Origin of the sequence: Streptomyces albidochromogenes (genome assembly GCF_005981925.1) — a bacterium.
GTDB lineage: Bacteria > Actinomycetota > Actinomycetes > Streptomycetales > Streptomycetaceae > Streptomyces > Streptomyces albidochromogenes.
The window spans coordinates 34,584-59,335 of record NZ_VBVX01000001.1 but is presented as its reverse complement, the minus strand read 5'-3'; the positions used below and the strand labels follow the sequence as shown (position 1 = coordinate 59,335).

General features: G+C 67.9%; 16 protein-coding genes and 11 pseudogenes. 15 read left to right on the top strand and 12 right to left on the bottom strand.

Going from position 1 to position 24,752, the window contains the following annotated elements; genetic code table 11:
- Positions 1-227 precede the first annotated feature (227 nt).
- Positions 228-368 carry a hypothetical protein gene (locus E2E34_RS36145; protein WP_244315445.1) on the top strand — a complete coding sequence of 47 codons (141 nt, stop codon included), beginning with the start codon at positions 228-230 and terminating at the stop codon, positions 366-368.
- An 86-nt stretch (positions 369-454) separates the two neighbouring features.
- Here the strand turns inward: E2E34_RS36145 and E2E34_RS00345 are convergent, their stop codons facing one another.
- The 4 genes and pseudogenes from E2E34_RS00345 to E2E34_RS00330 all read right to left on the bottom strand — a co-directional run bounded on the left by E2E34_RS00345 (position 455) and on the right by E2E34_RS00330 (position 3,172).
- Positions 455-934: a CBS domain-containing protein gene (locus E2E34_RS00345; protein ID WP_244315444.1), complete on the bottom strand. Its 480-nt coding sequence runs from the start codon at positions 932-934 to the stop codon at positions 455-457.
- A 55-nt stretch (positions 935-989) separates the two neighbouring features.
- Positions 990-1,124: pseudogene (locus E2E34_RS36140) on the bottom strand (MerR family DNA-binding transcriptional regulator); the annotation flags it as partial.
- Entirely contained in the window at positions 1,121-1,456 is a 336-nt protein-coding gene (locus E2E34_RS00335; RefSeq protein WP_138899861.1) for a hypothetical protein, read from the bottom strand. The gene E2E34_RS00335 and the pseudogene E2E34_RS36140, both read right to left, overlap by 4 nt.
- 213 nt (positions 1,457-1,669) lie before the next feature.
- A complete protein-coding gene (locus tag E2E34_RS00330; protein ID WP_208765100.1) occupies positions 1,670-3,172 on the bottom strand; it encodes a SulP family inorganic anion transporter in 1,503 nt (500 codons plus the stop codon).
- Between the two features lie 406 nt (positions 3,173-3,578).
- On the opposite strand from E2E34_RS00330, the gene E2E34_RS00325 reads away from it, so the two are divergent.
- Together E2E34_RS00325 and E2E34_RS36135 are read left to right on the top strand one after the other, a co-directional pair.
- A complete protein-coding gene (locus E2E34_RS00325) occupies positions 3,579-4,004 on the top strand; it encodes a MerR family transcriptional regulator (RefSeq protein WP_244315443.1) in 426 nt (141 codons plus the stop codon).
- Positions 4,005-4,101: 97 nt separating this feature from the next.
- A pseudogene (locus E2E34_RS36135) lies at positions 4,102-4,263 on the top strand (ankyrin repeat domain-containing protein); the annotation flags it as partial.
- Between the two features lie 121 nt (positions 4,264-4,384).
- Here the strand turns inward: E2E34_RS36135 and E2E34_RS00315 are convergent.
- Positions 4,385-4,726, bottom strand: coding sequence for an STAS domain-containing protein (locus tag E2E34_RS00315; RefSeq protein ID WP_244315442.1), 342 nt, complete (start codon positions 4,724-4,726; stop codon positions 4,385-4,387).
- Between E2E34_RS00315 and E2E34_RS36935 the strand changes: the two genes are divergently transcribed.
- Both E2E34_RS36935 and E2E34_RS00300 read left to right on the top strand, forming a co-directional pair.
- A complete protein-coding gene (locus tag E2E34_RS36935) occupies positions 4,683-6,023 on the top strand; it encodes a universal stress protein (RefSeq protein WP_341870199.1) in 1,341 nt (446 codons plus the stop codon). The two genes, E2E34_RS00315 and E2E34_RS36935, sit on opposite strands and share 44 nt — an antisense overlap.
- A 353-nt stretch (positions 6,024-6,376) precedes the next feature.
- On the top strand, positions 6,377-6,898 hold the full coding sequence (locus E2E34_RS00300; protein WP_138899858.1) for a GNAT family N-acetyltransferase: 522 nt from the start codon (positions 6,377-6,379) through the stop codon (positions 6,896-6,898).
- A 21-nt stretch (positions 6,899-6,919) separates the two neighbouring features.
- Here the strand turns inward: E2E34_RS00300 and E2E34_RS00295 are convergent, their stop codons facing one another.
- Positions 6,920-7,495 carry a GNAT family N-acetyltransferase gene (locus tag E2E34_RS00295; protein ID WP_244315441.1) on the bottom strand — a complete coding sequence of 192 codons (576 nt, stop codon included), beginning with the start codon at positions 7,493-7,495 and terminating at the stop codon, positions 6,920-6,922.
- 53 nt (positions 7,496-7,548) lie between these two features.
- Between E2E34_RS00295 and E2E34_RS00290 the strand changes: the two are divergent.
- Positions 7,549-7,907, top strand: a pseudogene (locus E2E34_RS00290) (transposase family protein); the annotation flags it as partial.
- A gap of 1 nt (position 7,908) precedes the next feature.
- On the opposite strand, the pseudogene E2E34_RS00285 reads toward E2E34_RS00290, so the two are convergent.
- Positions 7,909-8,127 (bottom strand): annotated as a pseudogene (locus E2E34_RS00285) (transposase); the annotation flags it as partial.
- 945 nt (positions 8,128-9,072) lie between these two features.
- Between E2E34_RS00285 and E2E34_RS00280 the strand changes: the two are divergent.
- The 3 genes from E2E34_RS00280 to E2E34_RS00270 all read left to right on the top strand — a co-directional run bounded on the left by E2E34_RS00280 (position 9,073) and on the right by E2E34_RS00270 (position 11,461).
- The gene (locus E2E34_RS00280; protein WP_138899856.1) at positions 9,073-9,558 is read left to right on the top strand and encodes a cation:proton antiporter regulatory subunit; all 486 of its coding nucleotides are present in this window, start codon (positions 9,073-9,075) and stop codon (positions 9,556-9,558) included.
- Positions 9,559-9,564: 6 nt separating this feature from the next.
- The gene (locus E2E34_RS00275; protein WP_208765099.1) at positions 9,565-10,782 is read left to right on the top strand and encodes a cation:proton antiporter; all 1,218 of its coding nucleotides are present in this window, start codon (positions 9,565-9,567) and stop codon (positions 10,780-10,782) included.
- A 253-nt stretch (positions 10,783-11,035) separates the two neighbouring features.
- Positions 11,036-11,461: a hypothetical protein gene (locus E2E34_RS00270; RefSeq protein ID WP_138899855.1), complete on the top strand. Its 426-nt coding sequence runs from the start codon at positions 11,036-11,038 to the stop codon at positions 11,459-11,461.
- Between the two features lie 65 nt (positions 11,462-11,526).
- Here the strand turns inward: E2E34_RS00270 and E2E34_RS00265 are convergent.
- Positions 11,527-13,211 (bottom strand): annotated as a pseudogene (locus E2E34_RS00265) (ISAzo13 family transposase).
- 165 nt (positions 13,212-13,376) lie between these two features.
- On the opposite strand from E2E34_RS00265, the pseudogene E2E34_RS00260 reads away from it, so the two are divergent.
- From E2E34_RS00260 to E2E34_RS00245, 4 pseudogenes are all read left to right on the top strand, one after another.
- Positions 13,377-13,883, top strand: a pseudogene (locus E2E34_RS00260) (winged helix-turn-helix domain-containing protein); the annotation flags it as partial.
- Between the two features lie 133 nt (positions 13,884-14,016).
- Positions 14,017-15,166, top strand: a pseudogene (locus tag E2E34_RS37395) (ISL3 family transposase); the annotation flags it as partial.
- 4 nt (positions 15,167-15,170) lie between these two features.
- A pseudogene (locus E2E34_RS36115) lies at positions 15,171-15,923 on the top strand (ABC transporter permease); the annotation flags it as partial.
- Positions 15,924-15,931: 8 nt separating this feature from the next.
- Positions 15,932-16,769, top strand: a pseudogene (locus tag E2E34_RS00245) (MFS transporter); the annotation flags it as partial.
- Between the two features lie 11 nt (positions 16,770-16,780).
- Here E2E34_RS00245 and E2E34_RS00240 read toward each other — a convergent pair.
- Positions 16,781-17,266: a MarR family winged helix-turn-helix transcriptional regulator gene (locus E2E34_RS00240; RefSeq protein ID WP_138899876.1), complete on the bottom strand. Its 486-nt coding sequence runs from the start codon at positions 17,264-17,266 to the stop codon at positions 16,781-16,783.
- A 94-nt stretch (positions 17,267-17,360) separates the two neighbouring features.
- Positions 17,361-17,972, bottom strand: a pseudogene (locus E2E34_RS00235) (PP2C family protein-serine/threonine phosphatase); the annotation flags it as partial.
- Positions 17,973-18,355: 383 nt separating this feature from the next.
- Here E2E34_RS00235 and E2E34_RS00230 point away from each other — a divergent pair.
- Complete coding sequence (locus tag E2E34_RS00230; protein WP_138899853.1) at positions 18,356-19,072, top strand: DUF4142 domain-containing protein; 717 nt, start codon at positions 18,356-18,358, stop codon at positions 19,070-19,072.
- Positions 19,073-19,489: 417 nt separating this feature from the next.
- Here E2E34_RS00230 and E2E34_RS00225 read toward each other — a convergent pair.
- Together E2E34_RS00225 and E2E34_RS00210 are read right to left on the bottom strand one after the other, a co-directional pair.
- Positions 19,490-20,347, bottom strand: a pseudogene (locus tag E2E34_RS00225) (IS5 family transposase).
- 810 nt (positions 20,348-21,157) lie between these two features.
- On the bottom strand, positions 21,158-21,922 hold the full coding sequence (locus tag E2E34_RS00210) for a potassium channel family protein (RefSeq protein WP_341870198.1): 765 nt from the start codon (positions 21,920-21,922) through the stop codon (positions 21,158-21,160).
- A gap of 422 nt (positions 21,923-22,344) precedes the next feature.
- Here E2E34_RS00210 and E2E34_RS00205 point away from each other — a divergent pair, with 422 nt between their 5' ends.
- Positions 22,345-24,729, top strand: coding sequence for a phosphoketolase family protein (locus E2E34_RS00205; protein ID WP_138899851.1), 2,385 nt, complete (start codon positions 22,345-22,347; stop codon positions 24,727-24,729).
- Positions 24,730-24,752 lie beyond the last annotated feature (23 nt).

Below are 24,752 nucleotides of genomic sequence, written 5' to 3'. Positions count from 1 at the left end.
ACCGGTGCCTTCTTCGCCGGGATCAAGGCGGCTCGCTCGCATGGCACACGGCTGACCGTGACCCGCGCACCTTCGCAAGTGGCCAAGATGCGTCATGAATGCTCCGGGAAACGGTCCCGCAGCTCTTCGGGGGAGGAAAAACCGTGGCCAAGCCGGTGAACGCCGCTGTAGGCGGGACATGGATCTGCTGTCTCATATGCGAGAGCGACCAATTCCGAGTACGCGAGGTGAAGCTCAACAGCTTCGGCCTCGAGTTTCTGAAGATGGCGTGGGCGGACGAGTCGGCGACCGGTCTGATCTGCTACTGGTGTGGTTACGTCCATCTGTTCGTGAACCGGGACATCGAACTGCGCCGAGTCAAGACCTGAGCGCCTACCGCCAAAGGCTGAGGGCGCAGAAGAACCCGATCGTATGAAAGGCGCCGCGCACACCACCGGGCTTGGACGCGCACCGCTCAGCGCCTCTCCCTGCCGCGAAGTGCGTGGCGTTGGAAGAGCCGTGAGATGTCTCGCGCGGTGATGATGCCCATGAGGTGCTGGCCGTCGGTGACGAGGATCCGCATGCCGCTGCTCCGGTGGACCTTTTCCAGTACGTCTTCGAGGAAGTCGTCGGGCGCGCATGTGGTGTACTGCGACAGCGGGGTTGCCACGTCACGTACGCGCAATGTCTCCCGCTGCGGCGTCGGCGTCTTCGCGAGCTGTGGCAGGTGGACCATGCCGCTGGGGCGTCCTTCGAAGTCGATCAGGGGCAGGGTGGAGTGGCGGGCCCGCATGGCCACTTCGTCGATGCAGCGTTCCACGGTCAGCCAGTCGGGGCAGGTTTCCACCGGACTCGACATGGCATCGCCTGCGCGTACCCCGTGCAGGGCTGCGGCCAGCCCGGCGTGCCGCCGCTCCGCGTTGGCGACGATCATGATGAAGAAACCGATGACCAAGGGTGAACCCGAGCCGCTGGGCGGCTTTGATCACCCTCAGCGCGGTCACCGCGTCCTCGCTGTACAGGCGGTGGCCGCCGTTGCTGCGTTCCGGCTCGGCCAGCAGCCCGCGCCGCTCGTAGTAGCGCAGCGTCTGGACGTTCACCCCGGCCGCCTCGGCGACCTGCCCGCTGCGCAGGCCCGTGCTCACCGCTGTTCCCCGGCGACAGCGGTCCGGGCGGCCAGCGCGTCCAGGACCGGCTCGTGGGCCTGGTCCACCTCGATGTCCAGCCGGAGCAGGTCCTGGCCGGGGGTGGTGGTGAAGGTGAAGAACGAGCAGCAGCCGCTCTCGCGCTCCACCAGGTCACGGACCCGCTCCTGCATGCCCTCTCCTCCGGCCAGGTCAAGGCGCAGGTGGAGGGGCTGCGGCCGGGACAGCGAGGTCAGCCGCTCGGCGAACAGGACATCCCACTCGGCGACCCGCAGGGGCCGCTCCTCGGTGGGCAGGGTGCAGGACTGCGGCACCCACGCAAGATCACTCATCGCGTTCACTCCCGTCGTCACGTTCCGGTGGTGGGGACATCTCCGACGGTAAACCTGTACCTGGGTACCGGTTGCAAGTGGCGGTCGATCGGCTCGGGTGCGTGAGGGCGAGCAGGCTCGGCGGGTCCGTTGTCATGAGGAGTGGGGCCCCGGCCGGACGCAGTGATGGCCGCCGCGGGGCTGGGGCCCGGGGCGGCCATCACTGTGGTGGGTTCAGTGGCTGGTGAGTTCGCCGGTGAGCTTGCCGTGGAGGTCGGCGCTCGGCTCGTTCAGGCCGATGATCTCCACGGTCTTGCCGCGTTGGGCGTACTTGGTCTCGATGGCGTCCAGGGCGGCGACCGAGGAGGCGTCCCAGATGTGGGCTGCGGACAGGTCGATGACGACCTTGTCGGGGTCGGTGGCGTAGTTGAACTGGCCGACGAGGTCGTTGGAGGAGGCGAAGAACAGTTCGCCGGTCACGGAGTAGACCACCGTGCTGCCGTCGGGGTCGGTGACGGCGGTGACGTTGGCGAGGTGGGCGACGCGCTTGGCGAAGATGACCATCGCGGTGATGGAGCCGACGACGACGCCGATGGCGAGGTTTTCGGTGGCGACCACGCAGATCACGGTGATGGCCATGACGGCGATCTCACCGGCCAGCATCCGCCGAAGCGTCTTGGGGGCGATGGAGTGCCAGTCGAACGTCGCGAACGACACCATGACCATGACGGCGACCAGGGCGGCCATCGGGATGTCGGAGACGACCGGCCCGAAGACGATGCACAGCACCATCAGGAACACACCGGCGAGGAAGGTGGACAGGCGTGTGCGGGCGGCGGAGACCTTCACGTTGATCATCGTCTGGCCGATCATCGCGCAGCCGCCCATGCCGCCGAAGAAGCCGGTGACGATGTTGGCGATGCCCTGGCCGATGGACTCGCGGGTCTTGGAGGAGTGGGTGTCGGTGATGTCGTCGACCAGCTTGGCGGTCATCAGGGACTCCATCAGGCCGACCAGCGCCATGGCGAAGGCGTAGGGGGCGATGGTGGTCAGGGTGTCCAGGGTGAACGGCACGTCGGGCAGGCCGGGGACCGGCAGGGAGGAGGGCAGGGCGCCCTTGTCGCCCACGGTCGGCACCGCGATGCCAGCCGCCACCGTGATGACGGTCAGGATGACGATCGAGACGAGCGGGGCTGGGATCACCGTGGTGACCTTCGGGAAGAACACCATCAGCGCCAGCCCGGCCGCGATCAGCGGATACACCGGCCACGGCACGCCCGTCATCTCGGGAACCTGAGCCATGAAGATCAGGATGGCGAGGGCGTTGACGAAGCCCACCATCACCGAGCGCGGCACGAACCGCATCAGCTTTGCCACCCCGAGCGCCCCGAGGGCGACCTGGATGACGCCGGCGAGGATGACCGCGGCGATCAGGTAGCCCAGGCCGTACTCGTGGTTCAGGGGGGCGATCACGAGGGCGATGGCGCCGGTGGCGGCGGAGATCATCGCGCGGCGGCCGCCGACGATCGAGATGACCACGGCCATGGTGAAGGAGGCGAACAGGCCAACGGCCGGATCGACACCGGCGATGATCGAGAACGAGATCGCCTCGGGGATCAGGGCCAGGGCGACCACCAGGCCGGCCAGGACCTCGGTACGCCAGACCTTCGGATTGTTCAGCCAGTCGGGCTTGAGGCCGCGCAGCCGCGCGGCGGGAGTCACAGCAGCAGAAGACAAGGAGATGCGTACCTGTCGTGCTCGGGCACACCCCTACTGGCAGGCCGGGGCGTGCGGGAGAACGCGGAGGAGCCGGGCCGGCGCCCCGCGGACGGCCCGCAAGGGGCGGGCCGGAAGTCGAAGAAACGACGGAACCGGGGCCTGCGCGAAGTCGCGGCCGAGCGGCTCACATCCGAGGGCGAAGCGTCACGGCGGGCAGGCGGCGGCGATCGGCGTCATGGGCTCGCGCACGCTCTCTCCTGCAAGAATCGGATCTTCACCGGGGCGCCATCGGCCCCGGAACGGCAGTGGCGGGGCGGACGGCCCGCCTTCACCACCAGCAACTCTACCCTAACGTTAGAGTAGGGATAGGTGGGGTCGCGCAGGAGCGCGGTCCGCTACGACGAGAAGGGCCAGGACCACAGGCGTGGACGACAAGCACATGCAGATCGGCGAAGTCGCCGCGCGGACGGAGCTGTCCCTGCGCACCATCCGGCACTACGAGGAGACCGGCCTGGTCGCCCCCTCGGCCCGCTCCCAGGGCGGCTTCCGCCTCTACACCGAGACCGACGTCGCCCGCCTCATGGTCATCCGCCGCATGAAGCCGCTCGGCTTCACCCTCGACCAGATGCGCGACTTGCTGGAGGCCACCGACCGCCTCGACCGCGCGCCCGGCCCCGATGCCGGGGAACGCGAGGCCCTGCTGGATCGCCTGCGGGAGTACGAGAAGGCCGCCACCGAACAGGTCGACAAGCTGCGCGTCCAGCTGGCCCGCGCCGAGGACTTCGCGACCACCCTCCGCGCCCGCCTGGACCAGAATACTTCCGCCGGTCACCGTCCGATCGACGTGTAGACCGCGCCGCGCGAGGCTTTTAGATTTCATCTCAATGGGTCACCGACTGCGTAGATAGTCGCTGGTAGGTACGAGTCCATCGTTGTTGAATGCCCTCGTGAGTGACCACTGGACCCCGGACCATTACGCGGTCGAGCACGAGGATGCAGAGGCTCTGGCTCGCTTGCTCGCCAACGGTTCGGATCCCGATGAGGTCTTCAGCAACATGCCGCTGCTGACGCATGCGATCGACGCCAAGGGGGATGGCGCCCTGCAGAGTGCGCCGGGGTCCCCGGCGGGAGCGGATCGGCGGGATGCCCTTCACCAGGGGGATCACGATCACGGTAGTGCTACTCACTCAAAGGCGGGATCCGCTTGGTGTCAGTGTCCGTCGGCCACCATCACCCCTCTGTCCCAGCGATCGCGTCGAGACCGGCGTGGCGCAGCGTGCGCCGGACAGCCCGTCGGGCGCCGGTGATCGTGAGCGCGGCGGATTCCGTCCTCAGAGTGGACGCCCGCAGCAGCGCGTAGGCGCACGCCAGATCAAGGCGGGTGACTCGGCTCATGTCGACGAGCCACTCGTCGGCCTCGCGTAGGGATGGCTCACCGAGGAGTTCCTCAAGCTCGCGTAGGGCGTCGGTTCCGATCTCTCCGGCCAGGACCAGCTCAACCGGACCGCCGTCGGGGGCAGAAACCGCCATGACCGGCCCGGTCGGCGAGGTGAGTGGGGATTCGCCGTTCACAGTGCCTCCTTCGCGATCCGCGACATTCTCCTGTTCTTCAATGGTCTCCCGGGCCGCCGGGAGACTGAGCCGTGGGCACGGCCAGAATTGGACCAGGGGCGGGCTCGGGCGAGTGTGCCTGGACGACCGTCGCCTGCTGGGCCACGGATGGTTGACCCTGTCGGCGCCCGGCGCGATCAAGGATGGGTCGGCCGACAGCGCTCGGGCAGCCGTGTCAAAGAGGTGGGAAGTCCTCGGCGCGACTGGACGCCCGGCTCCTCCGCCTGCTCCGCGCGTACCCGTGTACGTGCTCCATGAGTATGCCGGGTCGGAGTGGGCTTCACCCACGATGTTTGGGTACGCGTCAAGAGTCCATTCGCGGGTGGAGGACCTGACATCGGGAGTAAGCATGAGCAGTGCGGTGCCTACTGACGAACGGCCCATCGTGGTGGGCCTCGACGCAGGGCCGGATCAGGACCGTCTCGTACGTTTCGCGGCCCGGGAAGCAGCACTTCGCGGAAGTCCGATTCGCCTGGTACACGCCATCCCACGGCCCCTTCCAGGCGGCGCTCACGGGGACGCGGCGGAAGGAGGTGCCGCCGCTAAAGCCGCGGCAGAGCTGCTGGAGCGCCACGAGCAACTCGCGCGCTCGGAGTGCCCCCGAGCCGCTGTGGCCGGGAAGGTCGCCCTGGGGCCTGCGGCAGGTGCATTGATCGAATGCTCCCAGGATGCTGAGCTGGTGGTTATCGGTCACCGAGGCAGTGGCGGGTTCCCCCGGCTGCCTCTTGGTTCGGTCAGCTGGCAGGTAGCGACGCACGCCGAGTGCCCGGTGGTCGTAGTACGCCCTGGCAGTGCCGACGGGGCGCCGGACAACCGCGTAGTAGTGGGCGTGAAAGCAGACGATGCCTCGCTGACCGCGTTGGAGCTGGGGTACCAGGAAGCTGACATGCGCGGCGCTCCGCTGGAGGTCATCCACGGTGCTCACCACTTGGGAATGGTTCCCACAGGACCGGTCGGTATGGTGCCGCCGGATCTCGAGATCATGGAAGGTGGAGTGTGGGACTTCCTCGAGAAGGAGATCGAACTACGGCGCGGCCGGTACCCCCGCGTGCCGGTCGACCTCAGGGTGGAGCGCACTCGGCCGGCGACACTCCTGGTCGAAGCGGCACGGAATGCTGCCCTGCTCGTTGTCGGGTCACGCGGCCGGACGGGGCTGCGCCGGCTGCTCCTGGGGTCGGTCAGCGCAGAAGTCCTGCATACGGCCGAGTGTCCTGTCGTCGTAGTGCCGGCTCAGCACAACGAAGCGCGGGCAACGTAGACGGCATGTAACCGATAGCGAGCCTCGACAGCACAACCGGCTGAGCAATAGTGCTACGGCTACCGCGACTACCCCACCGAAACCGCAGGTGGGCTCGCTTTCATCCGCGACGCCCAGAGCGCCGGGCTCACCCTCGCGGATCCGCTCCGTCCTCGCCTTGTGTGACGGCGGTTAGGCACCGTGCGGACACGTCGCCGCACTGATCGACCAGCACCTAAAGGGTGTCCCGTAACTGCTGGTCCTCTGGCTGTGCTCACGAGAAGCGTCAGCACACGGCATCGGGGCACGGTCGCTGCCTTCGACCTACCGGAACCAGCCGAAGAAATCCGTTGTCGTGCCGTCGCTGCCATCGCATGCTTCCGTGCGTGCAGACTGAAGACGACTCCACTGAGGCCGCCGTCACCTTGCCTGTGAGCGTGCGTGATCTACTGCCCCAGGATCTGCCGGCGTGCACTTGGGCGGGCTCGGACACCCACCTGCGCCACGTGGAACGAGAACTGGCGCGCGCTGCGGCGGGTGAGGTGGACTATCTGGCTGTATGCACTCCTGCGGATCTGCCGGTGGCGATTGGCGGCATCGATTACCAAGTCTCCGAGGGAGCCGGGATCCTGTGGCAGCTCGCCGTGCTGCCGGCGCTGCAGTCCTGCGGCTTGGGAACGCTGCTCGTCCGAGCAGCCGAACAACGGATCCGGGACCGCGGGCTGCGCAGGGTCGCACTCGCTGTAGAGGAGGACAATCGGCGGGCGCGCGCCCTGTATGAGCGCCTGGGCTACGTCGCATACGGCCGTGAGCCGGACGTCTGGGACGAAGAAGGGCCCGACGGGTCGATCCGTCGCCACGAGACGATGTGCGTTCTCATGCGAAGGAACCTCTGAACCCGCCGCAGCGCCACTTGCTCAACAGAGGCAGCCAGGATGGTCCTTGCGCAGGTCCCGAATGTACCAGTCGAATCGTGTGGCGTCGTTGCTGTGCGGTTGCTTGCGGGGAGTGAATCCTGCGCGTCGCGCGACTTCGGCGGATGCGGGATTCTCGGGATCGACCTGGATGACCGCCTCCTGCGCGCCCTCAGCGGCCGCGTACCGGGATGCCAGGAGGACCGCGCGGGTGGCCAGGCCACGGCCTCTCCAGGAGGGATAGAGGCCGTAGGCGACGTTCACCTGGCCGGGAGCCAAGCTCTCTCCTGTGAACCGCAGGTCGGTCGTCCCCGCGAGCACCTTGTCGGTGCCTGCCCGGATGCCGAAGGCGCGGAGCGGCCCGGCAGTGTCCCACTGTTCCCGGCAGTGCCGGAAGTACGCTTCCACGCCCTCGCGCGTGCCGGGACCTCCGTTGAGCCAGCGAACCAGCAGCTCGTCTTCCCCCGTGAGATGTGCCTCCACATCGTCCAGGCGCAACGGCGACAGCGTGATGACCCCGTCGGACAGCTCTATTTCATGCATCCGCCGATTCTTGACGGCGAAGCTGCGTCGCGCCATCGGATTCCGCGGGACGTCGTCAGAGCTGCTCCGCCACAGGAGACGATCTTGGTGTGGCTGGTGTGATCACGGCGTCAGAGCCGTCTGGATAGCTCCGTTCACTGGGCTGAGTCCGCGCTGCTTCGGCAAGCTGCTGACCGCACTGCGGCGTGAAGGCGCGGACACGGTCCGCAGAGGGCGACCGTGGAGCCTGTCGTTCGAGGACCGGGTCCTGCTGGTCACGGCGTACTGGCGCACGAACTTGACAATGCGCCAGCTCGCCCCGCTGTTCGGCATATCCAAATCCGCTGCCGACCGCATCATCGACCACCTCGGTCCGCTCCTGGCACTGCAACCTCGGCGCCGCTTCGCCAGAGACGCCGTGCTCATCGTGGACGGCACCCTGGTGCCCACCCGCGACCACACGATTGCCAGCGCACGCTCTTGTGGGCGCCGCGGCGGATCTTCTGGTCTGCGAGGAAGCCGAACCATCGCTCCACCTGGTTGATCCAGGAGGAGCCGGTGGGTGTGAAGTGCAGGTGGAACCGTGGGTGTCTAGCCAGCCACGTCTTGATGGCCGGTGTCTTGTGGGTGCCGTAGTTGTCGCAGATCAAGCGGACCTGAAGGTGCCCGGGAACCTCTTTGTCGATCTTGATCCCGCCCGCAATCGCCGCCCCCGCTGGTCCTCCTCTCGGACCTCGGCACGGGCACGGAACGAGAGGCAATCATCGGAGCCGACTGCCCACGCAGCCCCCGAGGTGTTGACTCTGTGGGCCGTTACCCGCGGGGAGAACAACAGCGTCGGCCTGACCTACCTCGCCCGCCGCCCTGCCGGAGCCGGCATTACGCAACGGCTTCGCCGCTCCGGCAAGTGCGGAGCACTCACAGGGCCGTGAACCCGAACTCGACGAGGTTGCGCTGGTCCGCTCACCGGACGAGCTGGCGGGCCTGATCGGGCCGCACGCGAACTACTTGGAGCCGATTGTCCGTCGCTACACCGGCGGCGTTGACGCCCGATGTAGCGCTCAGACGCCGGCGAGGCCGATGCGGAGGATCGCGGCGAACAGCTGGGTGCCCATTCTGGCGGTTAAGAGACAGTTGGGTGAGGTTCTCTCCTTTTCTCCTGCGCTACAATCCTTTACTAAACCATTACGCTCCATTGAGCGAGTGGGTGCTTTTGATGCGGATCGGCGGTCGTGGACGCCGGAGTGATGGGGGGACGTGACTTGACTCGATACAGCCGCGCCCTCTCTCTGCCCCGCATCGAGGCGGCGTGCAGCCCGCCCGCGTCGCGCACCTCCCGGTCTGTGCGCGTCGAGAACGCCGCTCGCGACAGCGTGCCTGATACCGGCGGCACCGGCTTCCGCCGCTAGCGCCTCAGGCGAAATCGGTTCGCCTGCGGGCCGTCCCCCTCTGACTGGCCGTTGACGTGCAAGCCCGCTGGGGCCGTCTTGATGTCGGACAGGACTCCGGCCGAGAGCGGCGAGTGTTGCAGAATCCCCCTGTCGAACGGGGCACTCCCGTATGCCCGGACCGTGCATTTGACCGGCCGTCGCTGGAAACCCGCACGTCTGTACCTGCGTTCTTTGGAGAACATCATGGAGCCCACGGCTCACGCCCGTATAACTTCCCTGCCCGGGGTCGGCACCCGCTACGACCTGGAGACCGACGCCGGTCGGCACGTATCTGTCGTCGTACACCAGGACGGACGGCGCATCCTCGCCTTCCACGACCCCGAGGACGACGACAACTGCCGCGACTCAGCCGCGCTCGAGCCACATGAGTCGACCGCTCTGGCGAAGCTGCTGACCCCCGACCCGGTCGCACATCTCCACCAGCACATCGAGATCGACCTGGTCACCGAGCACATTCCGGTCACCAAACGCTCGCCGTACGCCGGCCGCACCCTCGGCGCGACCCAGGCCCGCACCCGTACCGGCGCCTCGATCGTCGCCGTCCTGCGCCGTACCGCCGCCGTCCCGTCACCCACCCCTGACTTCCGCTTCGCCATCGGCGACACCCTCGTCGTCGTCGGTACCCGAGAAGGCGTCGACGCCGTCGCCGAACTGATCACCGGAGGATAGACGCCCGTGCACAACACGACAGCCATGCTTATCGAACTCGGGTCGATCATTCTCGCCCTGGGCCTGCTGGGACGCCTTGCCGGACGAGTGGGCTTCTCCCCCATACCCCTGTACCTGCTCGCCGGGCTCGCCTTCGGGCACGGCGGCATCCTTCCGCTCCAGGCCAGCGAGGAGTTCATAGCCACCGGCGCCGAGATTGGCGTCATCCTCCTGCTGTTGCTGCTTGGCCTCGAGTACAGCGCCTCCGAACTCGTCACCAATCTCAAGACCCAATACCCCTCCGGCGCAGTCGACTTTGTTCTCAACGCTGTACCGGGTGCCGCCGCCGCACTGATCCTCGGCTGGGGGCCGGTCGCCGCAGTCGCTCTGGCCGGTGTCACCTGGATCTCCTCCTCCGGCGTCATCGCCAAGGTCATGGGAGACCTCGGACGCCTCGGAAACCGCGAGACTCCGGTGATCCTCGGCGTCCTGGTGATCGAGGACCTGGCCATGGCCGTCTACCTGCCGATCCTCACCGCCCTGCTCGCCGGAGTGAGCCTGGCGGGCGGCACGATCACGCTGCTGATCTCCCTGGGCACGGTCGGCGCCGTCCTCTACCTCGCCTTGCGCCACGGCCGCCTGATCAGCAAGGCCGTCTCGTCCGACAACGCCGAAATGCTCCTCCTGGTCGTCCTCGGCCTCACGCTCCTCGTCGCCGGCATCGCCCAAGAACTCCAGGTCTCTGCGGCCGTTGGTGCCTTCCTCGTCGGCATCGCTCTGTCAGGAGAGGTCGCTGAGGGAGCGAGCAGCCTCCTGACCCCGCTGCGAGATCTGTTCGCCGCCGTGTTCTTCGTCTTCTTCGGCCTTTCCACAGACCCCGCCGACATCCCCCCCGTCCTTGTCCCCGCACTGATCCTCGCCGTCGTCACCGCCCTGACGAAGATCGCCACCGGTTGGTACGCGGCACGGCGCGCCGGCATCAAAACCGCCGGCCGCTGGCGGGCAGGAGGAACCCTCGTCGCCCGCGGCGAGTTCTCCATCGTCATCGCCGGTCTGGCCGTCGGAGTCGAGCCCCGTATTGGCCCCCTGGCCACCGCCTATGTCCTGATTCTCGTCATTATCGGCCCGCTCGCCGCCCGCTGGACCGAACCTCTCGCTCGCCGCCTCACCCGCCGCACCGCCGATAAGACACCGGTCGCGGCCCCCGAAGCGGAACGAACCGACGTCGCCCACACAGCCCGCTGACGCCGTCACCTCTTTGGGTAGCAGCACTGCCGGGGCAGCCCAGCCCGTTCTGGCTTGTTCTGGGACACCGACGACCGGCCCGATGGCGCGGCTGGGCAAAACCGGAGACGATACGGCTCGTGATGAGTGGGGCTGCGTGTGTCCAGCCAGCTGGTGTACCGACGACGTGCCTGGCCTGCCCTGAGGGGCTGGTAGTTGGGATTGCGCATGGCCGCCGTCCCGTGGAGCGGGCGAGCGCGGGAGGAATCGGAAGATGCTTGTTGAGTGGCGGACGCTGAGCACCGGCATCAACCCGGTACCCACATCGGTGCCCAGCCCTGTCAGCTGGATGGCCGCGTTCGTCACCGCGCCCCTCGTGGTCGGCGTCCTCAATCTGGCTGACGGGCACAGCGACCCGTTGATCGACCTTGTGGTGATGACGGCCCTGGCCGCCCTGTTGGGTGTGCGCGCTCGCTTTGCCGCCGGGCCTGGCACCGCGATCATCTGCTGGTTGTTCCTGAACGGCTTCGGTGCACCACCCATGGGCGAACTGTCCTGGGCAGGCGGCCACGATCTCACCAGACTCGTCTGCTTGCTGCTCGGGGTCGCCGGTGGCACTGCGATTGACCGTCTCACCATGGCCCGAGCCGCCTACCGACGCATCACGCCTGCCTGCTCTGACGGCACGGTCTCGCGATGAGCGGCAGCGAGAAGGAGATGCATCTTGCCTCCCGGGTTACCGGCCCTCTAAGGGCTCGCAGAGAATCAACATGCTGATTTGATCTCGGCGGGGCTGCTGTTCGCGAGGAACGCGGTGACGTCAGCAGGCGTGCGGAACCGGGCTGTCGAGGGTGGAATGGTGTAGCCGTGCTCGGCCAGGAGAGGCTGGATTTGGCGAACGGCCCTGGTGAGGGTGCTGCCGTTGACTCCGAAAAGCTGGGCGAGCAGGTCTCGGGTGCCGAGTTTGCGCAGGTAGAGGACGGTGGCCAGGACTCTGTCGGCGGTGGTCAGCTTGTCCTTGGCCCCTGCGCCGCGAGCACGGATACGCTCCCCGCCTCGCTGCTGGAGTCGTCCCTGCTCACGTAACCCGTCTAGTTTATAGGCCAGTTGGTCGACGAGTTCGTCCAGCTCCGGTTCCGGCATGCCGGTCAGCTCCGGGTTGCGCAGACATCCAGTGCAGGGCTGCGGGGATGGGCCGCCGGCTGACCGTGGGTTCTTGGCTGCGCTGGTGGTGTCGCGAGGTTGAGAGTGGAGGGTGTAGTTCGAGTCGCCGTGGAAGCGGTGCCGGTGCATGGGCAGGGCGTCGATGTCGCTGTCGGTGACCTTGATGCCAGTGTCGTAGATGCCCGGGTCGAGTTCGGCGTGGACTTTGAGCCCGGTGTGGGTGGTGGTCGCCGCGATGCTGTTCACGATGACGTCGTGGCTGGTCAGCGGGCGGCCTCGCCAGTTCATGGAGATGTGGGAGAACAGCCGGTGCTCGATCTTGTTCCACTTCGAGGTGCCCGGCGGCATATGGCAGACCATGATGTCCAAGCCCGTCTCGGCGGCCAGGGTCGCGAGTTCAGTCTTCCAAGCGCGGGTGCGGTAGCCGTTGGAGCCGCCTGCGTCTGCGGTGATCAGCAGACGGGTGGCCTGCGGTAGTCGTGTCTGCCACGGGCCTGCCACCAGCGTCGGATGGAGGCAACGGCGAACGCGGCGGTGTCGTGGTCAATGCCGACGCTGACCCATCCGGTGTTCGCGGCGATGTCATAGATCCCGTACGGGATGGCCTTGCCCGGTCCCTGCCGGTCCAGGAAGTCGTGCGTCTTGACCCGTACCGGCTCACCCTCGGGCCGCCACTGACGCCCGGCGTTCTTGTAGTCGCCGACGAGTTCCTTCTTCTTCGTATCCACACTGATCACCGGCTGACCAGTACCCATGTGCTCCCTGGCCCGCTCGTTGATGTAGCGGAACTGGACGTCACGGTCCGGATGCTGCTTGCCCTCGAGCGTCTTGGCGCCGGCCTGCAGACTGAAGCCCTCCTCACGCAGCAGGTCTCCGACCGTGTCCGCGCTCACCCTGTGCCCCTGATGGGTGAGCGTGGCCGCGAGGTTCCTGGTCGACTTCACCGTCCAACGCAATGGCGACATCGGATCGCCCCGCTCGTCAGGTTCCACCAGTGCCAGCAGGGCGGGCCGCAGACCCGGATCAAGGTCCACGGCCCTTTCCCGACCACCACCGGGCCTACGCACCCGTCCCAAAGGCGCCTCGCCGGCCTCCAACTCGTCCACCCCCTTCCGGACCGTCGTCTCGCTGACTTGGGCCGCCCGCACGACCGCCCGGATACCGCCGTGGCCCAGGATCCGCGCCTCGGCCCCCATCATCAGCCGGCGCTGCCGCTCGTCCAGATGCGGGAACAACACCCGGAACTTGATGGCGAGTTGATCTTGAGTCTCGTCAGCTATGCGCATACCACGTGAACGAGTTCACCCATGGGAAGCAACACGTTGATTCTCTGCGAGCCCTTTAACGAGCTCGTGCATGGTTACTGACCTTGAAGTCGTCTTGTCGTAGGGGCTGACGGTTGGTGATCGTCGCGGTATGCCAGAGGTACGAGGTATCCGCAGGGTGGGGGTCTGACCGCGGAGAGGCAAGCATTCCGTGAGCGGGTCCGGATGGCAGCGGTTGGGATGTTCGCCGATGGGCGGGGCAGTACGGAGATCGCCAAGGAGTTACGGGTCAGAGTCCGGTCGGTCCAGCGGTGGCGGCGGGCCTGGCAGGAGTCGGGCCAAGACGGGGTTCGGTCCCGTGGCCCGGTGTCCCGGCCGAAGCTGAGCGATGCGCTGTTCGCCGTCTTCGAGGAGGAGTTGGCCAAAGGTCCGGTCGCTCACGGGTGGCCTGATCAGCGGTGGACACTCGCCCGGATCAAGACCCTGATCGGGCGGCGGTTCCACAAGTCCATGACACTGTCGGGCATCTCCCAGATGCTGCGACGACATGGCTGGAGTCATCAGGTGCCCGCTCGTCGGGCCGTCGAGCGGGACGAGGCGGCCGTGGCCGGCTGGGTGAAGGACGTGTGGCCACAGGCGGAACGATCGCGGCGGCGCTCGGGGCCTGGCTCGTCTTCGAGGACGAAGCCGGCTTCTCGATGGGGTCTGCCAAGATTTTCGTGACGCGGTAACGGAGCGTCATACCTGGCTGGAGTGCTATGCCCGTGCTGCCCTGCGCCGGTGACGCGCCGGTCGAGGCAGCGGGACGCTGCAATCGTGTGAGCGAATGTTGCAGAAGCTCCTCCCGCACCTGGCTGCAGTTGTGGTGGAGCGGGTGCGGGTGACGGAGGACAAGGTACTGGTGGTCGCGCGGACCCGGGACGGCACGGCCGTGCCCTGTCCCGACTGCGGTACACCTGCTCGGCGAGTACACAGTCGCTACCGGCGGCGTCTGGCTGATGCCGCCCTCGGCGGCCGCCCGGTCGTCATCGAGCTGTAGGTCCGGCGTTTGTTCTGTGACACTGCCTGCTGCCCTCGCCGGACCTTCGCCGAGCAGGTGCCGGAGCTGACCATGAAATACGGTCGCCGCACAGCGCCCTTGCCGAGATCGTGCAGGTGATCGCTCTGGCGGGGCGGGCAGGCGCTCGGCTCACGGCCGTCCTTCACATCCCCGTCAGCCGGACCACCTTGCTCAACGTGATGCCGGATCCGCCCCGACCTGCGTTACGCGTGCTCGGTGTCGACGATTTCGCAACCCGCCGGGGCCGACGCTACGGAACCGTGCTCGTCGACCTGGACTCCCATCGCGTCGTGGATTTGCTCCCAGGCCGGGAGAAAGCACCTCTGGTCGCCTGGCTGTCCGGTCATCCCGGGATCGAGATGATCTGCCGGGACCGAGCCGGCGCCTACGCAGAGGCAGCCGGCGTCGGTGCACCTCAGGCCCGACAGGTCGCCGACGCCTGGCACTTGTGGGACAACCTGGCCCACGCGGTCCAACGCACCGTGATCGCCCACCGGTCCTGCTTGACGCCATCGCCTGCGAAGCACGCCGAGCCCATGCCGGAAAGTGCGCCCGACCCCGCCCTCAACCCGGACACCGGCACCGGCACCGGCACCGAAAAGTGGCTGGTCACCCGCACCCGAGAGCGCCACCAGGCCGTCCAGGACCTGCTGGCTCGGGGATGGACGATCAGCGCGATCGGACGCGAGCTCGGCCTGGCCCGACACACCGCCCGCCGCTATGCACGCTGCGAGAACCCCGAGGCCCTCGCCGACCGCGCCATCCGCACCACCCGGCTGGATGCCTGGCGGCCTACCTGGTCAGCCGCTGGAACCAGGGCTGCACGAACGCCTCCGCACTCTTCCGGGAAATCCAGGCCCAGGGCTATCCAGGCCGCACACCACAAGCCGTCCGCCGCTTCCTGCGCCCACTGCGTGATACACCCGTTCGGCACCGACGCCCTCGGCCGGGACATCCTCGCCCGCATCGCCCACGGTGCGCTCAACACCCTCGGTATCGCCCTCGCGGTGAGCGCCCTCGCCCTCGTGACCGGCATCCTGCTGGGCCTGCTGCCCCGGCTGTCGGCTCCGATCGTCGACACCGTCAACGCCCTGCCGCCCGTCCTCGTCGGCTCCTCGTCACCGGGATCGCGGGCAGCGGCCCGTAGACACCCCCGCTGGCCGTGGCCGTCGTCGCCTGGTCCCCCCTGGCCACCCACACCGCCGCCCTGCTCCAGCAGGAGCGCGCCACCACCCACGTGGCGGCCACCCGCACGCTGGTCGCCGGGCCCTGGTACGTGCTGTGGCGCGTGCTCCTGCCCGCCGTCCTGCCGCCCGTCGCCCGCCACGCCCTGCTCCGGCTACCCGGCATCGCCCTGGCCCTGGCCGCCCTCAGCTTCCTCGGCCTCGGCGCCCAGCCCCCCTCCCCGGAGTGGGGTCTGCTGATCGCCGAGAACCAGCCGTACGCCGAACGCGCGCCGTGGGCGGTCCTCGCCCCGACCGCCGTCCTCGCCCTGCTCGGGGCGCTGGCCGTGTCCGGCGGCCGGCGGTGTTCGCCTGCCCCGCCTGAAGCGGAACTCCCGGCCCGGAGCGCGGCCCGGACCTCCCGCGCCCCAGGTTCCGCCGGACATGGAGCCGCCGCGTGCCGACACCGCCCTCACCGCCGCGTCCACCTCCCCCTCCCACACCTCATGAGCGACCTGATGTCCCGCGTCCTGCGCCGCCGCTCCGCCGCACGATCCCCGCGCGAGCGGACCTGGAAGCACCTATCACCGCTCCTGCGGCTGCTGATCCTGACCCAACTCGCCTTCAAACGTGGGCTTCTACGCCGTTCTGCCGTTCCTCGCCACGCACCTCGGCACCGCGATCGGCATGGCGGGCTGGATGGTCGGCTTCGTCCTCGGCCTGCGCACCTTCAGCCAGCAGGGGCTGTTCGTGGTCGGCGGCTGGATCGTCGACCGTCACGGCGTACGCCCCCTCGTCCTGGTCGGCTGCGTGCTGCGGATCGCCGGCTTCGCCTGCCTTGGGTACGCGGAGGCGACGTGGACCGTGATCGGCGCCGTGCTGCTGATCGGGGTCGCCGCCGCCCTGTTCTCCCCGGCGGTGGAGTCCGAGGTCGCCCGGCAAGCGGTGATCTGGGAGGAAGAGGGCCACGGCTCACGCACCCGGGTACTGGCCCTGCTCAGCGCGGCAGGGCAGGTCGGCGCCTTCGTCGGCCCGCTGCTCGGCGCCCTGCTGCTCGCCGTGGACTTCCGCACCATCTGCCTCGCCGGAGCCGGGGTCTTCGTCCTCGTCCTGGCTGGGCACATGTGGCTGATGCCGCAGCACATCCCCGGCCGGGTCGGCATCCGGGAACGCGGCGGGATGCGCGTGCTGCTGCGCAACCGCCGCTTCCTCTCCCTGTGCTGTCCGTACGGCACCTACCTGCTCGCCTACAACCAGCTCTATCTCGCCCTGCCGGACGAGGTGCAGCGCGCGACCGAGTCCCAGGAGGCCCTGTCCTGGCTGTTCGCCCTGTCCTCCCTGCTGGTCGTGTGCGCCACCTGCCGGTTTCAGGGACCCTCCAACCAGCCCAGTGGATGCAAGCCGGCGTCTCCGTCGAGGACAGCCGGTTCTCCTGCCGCCTCCGTGAACGCGGTGAGGGCGTCGATCAGGACCGAGCGCTGTTCCGGAGCAAGGCGCTCCACGATCGCCGCGATCTCCTGTCGTCGTGAGGCGGTGACCTCGTCCACCAGCCTGCGTCCCTCGTCCGTCACCCTGAGCGCCGTCTCGCGTCGGTTGGCGGGATTGGTCTGGCGGTCCGCCAGGCCGGCCGCGATCAGCCGATCGATCATGCGCATCGCGGTCGAAGGATTGACACCGAGCCGGTCGGCCAGCACCACCAGCTTGGCCGGGCCGCGGGTGCACAGCACCACCAGCAGTCGGAACTGTGGGAGCGTCACACGGTCCTCGACAGCCGCCAGAGAGCGTGCGGAGACAGCGACCAGCAGACGGGAGGCGGTCAGCACCGCACGGGTCACCGCATCAACGTCATCCATGCCCCGCAGGGGCTTCGAGCTCTCGGCCACCGCCCCTTTCTACCGTGCCCGAGCTGCTCCACTACCCGCACCCCAGCAAACCGGCGCCGCGGACCTACGCAGGATCGTGGTATCGGAGCAGCAGCATGGCCGCATCGTCGCCCAACGGCCCCTCGACGTGCTCGACTGGGTCCGCCCGCAGAGTCTGGAGAGCCGCCTCGGGGTCCGGGTCCTCGAGCAGGACCGCTCGCTCACTGAGGGGATAAAAGCGGTCCGTTCGGTCGCGGGCCTCCGTGACACCGTCGATGTACAGCAGGAGTTGGTCCCCGGGACGGAAGACTGCGTCGTACGGCTCCGGTCCGCTCGTGCCGCTCATTCCGAGGCCGAGCGGCAGCGCGATGCACGGGGGCTCGGCGAAGTCCACTGTGCCGTCGGAGCGAACGAACAGGGGAGCTGGGTGACCGTAGTTGAGCAGAGTGACGCTTTGATAGTCACCGATCTCCGTCAGCACCGTGGTGACGAACTTCTCGCCCCTCAGTTCCCGGTCGGCAGCCCGTTCGAGCCGTGCGCCCACGGACCGCAGGTCGGGTTCGTCATACGCGGCCTCCCGGAAGGCACCGAGTACGACAGCCGCGGTCTCGACCGCCTCCAGGCCCTTGCCCTGGACATCGCCCACGATCACGCGTCTGCCGCCTGGTGAGGCGACGACCTCATGCAGGTCCCCACCTGTACTGGGCAGCCTGGACCAGTTCTCGGCACCCGACTGCTGCTTCTCCTCTCCATGGGACGCGGCTGCGAGGCGAGCCGGCCAGTGGTCATCGAGGCCGTCGAGCGTGACCGCAGGGCCGCTTCTGGACGGTGGCCCGCAGGTACGGCCCTCGCGCCCCGTGGTACCGGAGCCTCTGCGAGACCCCTCAGGCCACCACCCAAGCCGAAGGCGTAACCACGCCGTGCCGGCACCCCTTCTGACGGCAGAGGAAGGCGCCCGGATCACGGCCCTGAACATCTCGGCGCTGACATCCGTACTCCCTGCTGCGCGCCGTGCCAGCCGCCGACAGACAGCTCCCGACCACATAAACGACAAGTTCCCATGCCAAACCGGGAGGCATCATGCGTCCGAACCGACGCGCGGCACAGTCCAGGATCTCGCTGCGGGCAATCGCGGCCATCGTCGCGCTCTGCGCCGCCGTGAGCACCATGCTCATCGTGGTGCGGGGCGATGACGGCGAAGCAGCGGCCAGTCCGGCGGCCACGGGCGTTCCGCGCCACAGCAGTGACCATTCCGCTGGCCCCGACGCGCGGCCCGGCACCGACGAGACCGGTACGCAAACGGCAACAAAGGGGCCGCAGCCCGCGACGGAGGTGGACAGGACCTTCCTTGTGCAGGTGCGGCAAGCCGGGCTGTGGGAAATTCCCGCAGGCCGGCTGGCTCAGACTCACGCCTCCAGCGAAGCCGTCAAGCGCGCCGGACTGCACTTGATCGACGGACACAGCAAGCTCGACCAGCTGGTCCGCGAGGATGCCAGGATCCTCGGCGTCGAGCTTCCCGACCAGGCAACCCCGGAACAGCAAGGCTTCGTCCGGCAGATGGAGAACGCCCGAGGAGCCGAGTTCGACCGCATCTTCGCCAACCTCCTGCGTGCCTCGCACGGAAAGATCTTCGCCACGATCGGTGAAGTCAGGGCAGCAACCCAGAACGACCTGATCCGCCGCCACGCCCGCCAGGCCAACCAGACCGTCCTCGACCACCTCGAAGTCCTGGAGGACACCGGACTCGTCGGCAGCGCAACCCTGCAGGAAGTCGAAGCCGCGGTGACACAGAAGTAGGACTCGCCCCCGGAAGGGGCACAAGGTGCGGAGCGTAAGCCCGAACCCTGGAACTCTTCTTTGCACTGTGCAATCCTCGTCTGTGAGGAGGGCCCTGTGAATGGTCGGCCACTGCCGGGGAGCTCCGCGCTGGCACGGTGACGCAGCTCAACACGGCCCCGACCCACCGGCGCCCTCCTCACCAAATGAATCCGGTCGGAGAGAAGCGGCAGCTGCAAAGCGTCTGCGGCAATGGGTCCGGTCATGCTCTGTGACGCAGCTCGGCTTCCCTCCCCCCCCAGCCAGGGATACTTAGCGCGTACGGGGGTTCGAGCGCATCTGATCTAGCCAGGCGGTTTCGTTCGGATCAAGGTGGGGGCGAGTGATGACGGCAATTCCCGGCTGACATCCTGGGGCGATGCGATCTAGGGTCCGTCTTCAAATTGATCTTGCCCAGAGCAGGAGTGATGCGAGTGTGACCGCTGCTTCGTAGGAGGTGGCGGTCTTCTCGTAGCGGGTGGCGATGCCTCGGACCTTTGAGCTGGTTGAAGCAGCGTTCGACGGTGTTGCGGCGGCGGTAGATCTCGCTGTCGAAGGCTGTGGGTCGGCCACCTCGGCGGCCTCGGCTCCGGCGGTGCCGTTTCTGGTCGCTCTTCTCCGGGATCGTGTGTCCGATGCCGCGTTTGCGCAGGTAGGCGCGGAACCCTCGTGAGCTGTAGGCCTGGTCGGCGATAACGTGGTCCGATCGGCAGCGGGGCCGGCCCAGGCCAGCGCGGGGCACCCGGATGCGTTCGAGCAGCGGTCGTGCGCAGATGCCGTCGTGCCGTTGACCGGGAGTCATCAGTACGACCAAGGGCCGACCGCGGCCATCACAGGCAAGATGGATTTTGGTGGTCAGGCCTCCTCGGGATCGGCCGAGGGCGTGATCGTCCGGTTCGTCCGTCCGGCGCTTCCCCCTTTTCGCCCCGTGGCGGCGGCATGCTGGTGGGCGCGGATGATGGTGGAGTCGATCTGGACCAGCCAGTCAATGTCACCCGCCGCATCGGCCTGGGCCTGGATCTGCTGCAAGGCCCGGGTGAACACTCCGTCGATGGCATAGCGGCGGAAGCGGGTGTAGACCGACTTCCACGAGCCGTAACGTTCCGGCAGGTCACGCCAGGAAACTCCGGTCCGGATCTTGTAGACCATCCCGTTGATGACCCTGCGGTCCTCCGCGCGAGGCCGGCCTCTGCCGGCACTCGGTATCAGTGGGGCCAGCAACTCCCACTCGGCATTGGACAGTTCATGGCGACGAATCACGACACCATGATCCATCATCGAACGATCATTTGAAGACGGACCCTAGAACCGGCGTCACCGAGAACGGCCTGCGGCATCTGCTCAATGAGTGGGATCCGATCGGCGTCGCTGATCATGTGCAGGACGAGTACGACTGCATGCTCGCCCTCTCCTCCAGCGGCTCCGGGGTGGCGCCGACCAGACGGAGATCTGTGAGTTTCTGCGGCACGAGCTGGAGGATCACTTCGGTCATACCCCTCTGCCGCCAGAGCCGGAAGCGATGGCGGCCCGACTGATGACCTGGTGGACAGCTGCCGGCAAGGCCGATGGCACCGGCTACGCGTAGTCGCTCCCTCCAAATCGTCTGCCCGTTTGTCCGGGTGTGCCGTTGACAGACGCGCAGTGGGCGCGGATCGAGCCGTTGCTTCCAGACCGGACACCAAGCAGGGTGGCCGGTGGCGGGACCACCGAATAGTGATCGACGCCATCGCCTGGAAGTTGCACCGGGGCGCAGTGGGTGCAGCCGCCCGCAGCGCGGATCAAGGAGGAAGAGGGATGGACGAGTTCCTGCATGCTACGGCGACGTTCCCCATCGTGCTGTTCTCCGCGGCACTCGTGGTCGTGGCGTCCCCCTGTCGGTGTCCGCCTCGCTGCTTGAGTTTCTGAAGCTCGCCTGGGCGGACGAGTCGGCAACCGGATTGAGCTGCGCACACTGCGGCTACGTCCACCTCTTCGTCAACAAGAACATCAGGCTGCACCGCGCCGGCAAGTGACACAGCAGGATCTCGAACGGCGAGCTGTCGAAGCGGAAACCCGACTTCGACCTCGTCAGTCGGACCCGCGCCGAGCACCGTGGTCCCGTGCGAACGCGACGAATGTCGCCGCACCGGTTCCCTGTGCGGGGAGGAAGCGCTGCTCGAGGATGAGCGCGAGGTCCTCAAGCGCCGTGCCCAGTAAGTCTCCGCACAGGCGGACGTCGTCGCGTTTCGTGGTAGCGGCCAGTTCGGCAAGCTCCTGCGCGTATCCGATGTTGTTGGCGAGGGATGTGTGCTCGTCGCCGTCGTGGAAGTAGTAGGACTCGGCGTACTGGAGCAGATCTACGGACACGGTGGCAACGCCGGAGGCCAGGCTGTCGAGGATGGACGCCCCGGCGGCGGAGTCCAGTTGTCGCGTCGTGGTGCGGGTGCGCCGTAGGTGGGAAAGGCGCAGGGCCAGTGCGCGGCGGCGGGCCAGGGCGGGGTAGATGCCGAGGACCCAGGTGACGGCGGCGGTCAGCAGGGCGAAGCCGACGATGGCTTCCATGGGCCCGAAAATGCGCACCCATCCGTTCTCCGGGGCGATGTCGCCCAGGCCGAGGGTGGCCACGGTGACCATGGAGATATAGAGCGCGTCCAGAAACCCCGCATGCTCGGCAGGTTCCAGGCCGGCGGTGAAGGAGAAGGCGTCGGGCAGATGCGGCCAGTAGACGAGTGCCCAGCCGATCGTGACGGTGGACGCCCACAGCGCCACCACCGTGACCATGGCGAGCGGGCCGGCCAGACCGGCGGCGCGACAGCGGCCGAGCCGGGAGGACAGTCGCCAGAAGGCCGTCATGACGCGCCGGCTCAAACCTCCGTGGCGCGTGGGGTGCCAGAGCGTGTGAAACACATCCCGCAGGCTGACCAGGACGAGACCTGCTCCGGCCAGTGTGACAAGCCACTTCATTGAGGTGTCTCTTCCCTCTCCGGTTGTTGGCAAGGACAGATCGCGCGGAATGGTCCCACCTCGTGAGGTTCGGTCGCCTTGTTGAGCGACCTATCGTGTTCCGGTCCTCGCCGTCGAGTGTTCGGCAACTGCTTCCAGGTTGTGGGTGCTCGGCTGCCCGCGGTTCGTCATCACCGCGGGACCTGTGGATGTGGGGCAGGGCCGTGCGGCCTCTCGTCACGCATTGATCCGATATGTCACTCTACGTAGGCACGCAGTGTCCCGCTCGATCGAGAGCGGCGAACGTTCGTACGCACAAGTCGGAGGAACAGATGCGCAGGGCCAAGCGGAACGAACGCTCCACGCTGACGGACGAAGACCTCGCCGCTCTGGACACCCACTGGAGGGCCGCCAACTACCTGGCCGCCGGGCAGATCTATCTGATGGGCAATCCGCTGCTCAAACAGCCGTTGGAACCCGCCCACATCAAGCCGCGCCTGCTGGGGCACTGGGGTACGTCACCCGGCCTCAACCTGGTGCACACGCACCTGAACCGGATCATCAGGCAGCGGGACATCTCCGCGCTGTGCGTCTGGGGGCCCGGTCACGGCGGCCCCGCCGTGCTCGCCAACAGCTGGCTGGAGGGCAGTTACAGCGAGACCTATCCCGATGTGAGTCGGGACGAAGCCGGGATGGAACGCCTCTTTCGGCAGTTCTCCTTCCCCGGCGGGGTCCCCAGCCACGTCGCACCCGAGACCCCGGGGTCCATCCACGAGGGCGGTGAGCTCGGCTACGCCCTGTCGCACGCCTACGGCGCCGCCCTCGACAACCCGGAGCTGCTCGTTACCTGCGTCATCGGCGACGGCGAGGCCGAGACCGGGCCGCTCGCCGCCTCCTGGCACTCCAACAAGTTCCTCGATCCCGTTCACGACGGAGCCGTCCTGCCGGTCCTGCACCTCAACGGCTACAAGATCGCGAACCCGACCGTGCTCGCCCGGATCCCCGAGGCGGAACTCGACGAGCTGCTGCGCGGATACGGGCACGAGCCCCTGCACGTCACCGGCGACGACCCCCGCGAGGTGCACCGTGCCATGGCGGCCGCCATGGACACCGCCGTCGACGGCATCGCCAGGATCCAGCGGGACGCGCGGGCCGGCGGCGCGACCGAACGCCCGCGCTGGCCCCTGATCGTCCTGCGGACGCCGAAGGGCTGGACCGGCCCCGCCGAGGTCGACGGGCAGCCGGTCGAAGGCACCTGGCGCGCCCACCAGGTCCCGCTCGCCGCAGTACGTGACAACCCCGCGCACCTCGCCCAGCTGGAGCAATGGCTGCGCTCGTACCGCCCCGAGGAGCTCTTCGACGAGCACGGCAGGCCCCGCCCCGAGGTTCTGGCCTGCGTACCGGAAGGCGACCAACGGCTCGGCGCGACCCCGCACGCCAATGGCGGCCTGCTCCTGCGGGAGCTGCCCATCGCGCCGCTCGAACGGTTCGCCGTACCCGTCGACAAACCCGGCGCGACGCGGCACGAACCCACCCGGATCCTCGGCGACCTGCTGGAAAGCGTCATGGCAGACACCGCCCACCGCCGCGACTTCCGCCTCGTCGGACCGGACGAGACAGCGTCCAACCGCCTCCAGGCGGTCTTCGAAGCGAGCGGCAAGGCCTGGCAGGCCGGGACCCTGGACAGCGACGAGCACCTGGACCGGCACGGCCGCGTGATGGAGATCCTCTCCGAGCACACCTGCCAGGGATGGCTGGAGGGCTACCTCCTCACCGGCCGGCACGGATTGTTCTCCTGCTACGAAGCGTTCGTCCACATCGTCGACTCGATGGTCAACCAGCACATCAAGTGGCTCAAGACATCCCGTGCACTGCCCTGGCGCGCCCCCGTCGCCTCCCTCAACTACCTGCTGACCTCACACGTCTGGCGCCAGGACCACAACGGCTTCTCCCACCAGGACCCGGGCTTCGTCGACCACGTCCTCAACAAGAGCCCCGAAGTCGTCCGGGTCTACCTCCCCCCGGACACCAACACCCTGCTGTCCGTGGCCGACCACGCGCTGCGCAGCCGCGACCACGTCAACGTCATCGCGGCCGGCAAGCAGCCGTACTTCGACTGGCTCTCGCTGGAGGAGGCCCGTCTGCACTGCGCGCGCGGCCTGGGCGTCTGGGAATGGGCGGGGACCGAAACCGCCGACGGGGAGCCCGACGTTGTGCTCGCCTGCGCGGGCGACGTCCCGACCCAGGAGGTCCTCGCGGCGGCCGGTCTGCTGCGCCGCCATCTTCCGGACCTCGCCGTACGCGTTGTCAACGTGGTCGACCTGGCCCGCCTCATGCCGCAGGAGGAGCACCCGCACGGCATGAGCGACCCCGAGTACGACGCGCTGTTCACGACCGACAAGCCGGTGATCTTCGCGTACCACGGCTATCCCTGGCTGATCCACCGGCTCGCCTACCGCCGCACCGGCCACCCCCACCTGCACGTGCGCGGCTACAAGGAGACGGGGACCACCACCACGCCCTTCGACATGGTCGTGCGCAACGACCTCGACCGCTACCGCCTCGTCATGGACGTCATCGACCGCACCCCCGGGCTCGGCGTGCGCGCGGCCGGCGTACGCCAGGCCATGGCGGACACCCGCACCCACCACCACGCCTGGATCCGCGAACACGGCACAGACATGCCGGAGATCGCCGACTGGACCTGGGACGGGTGAACCGCGTCGTGCCGGCCGTGTCC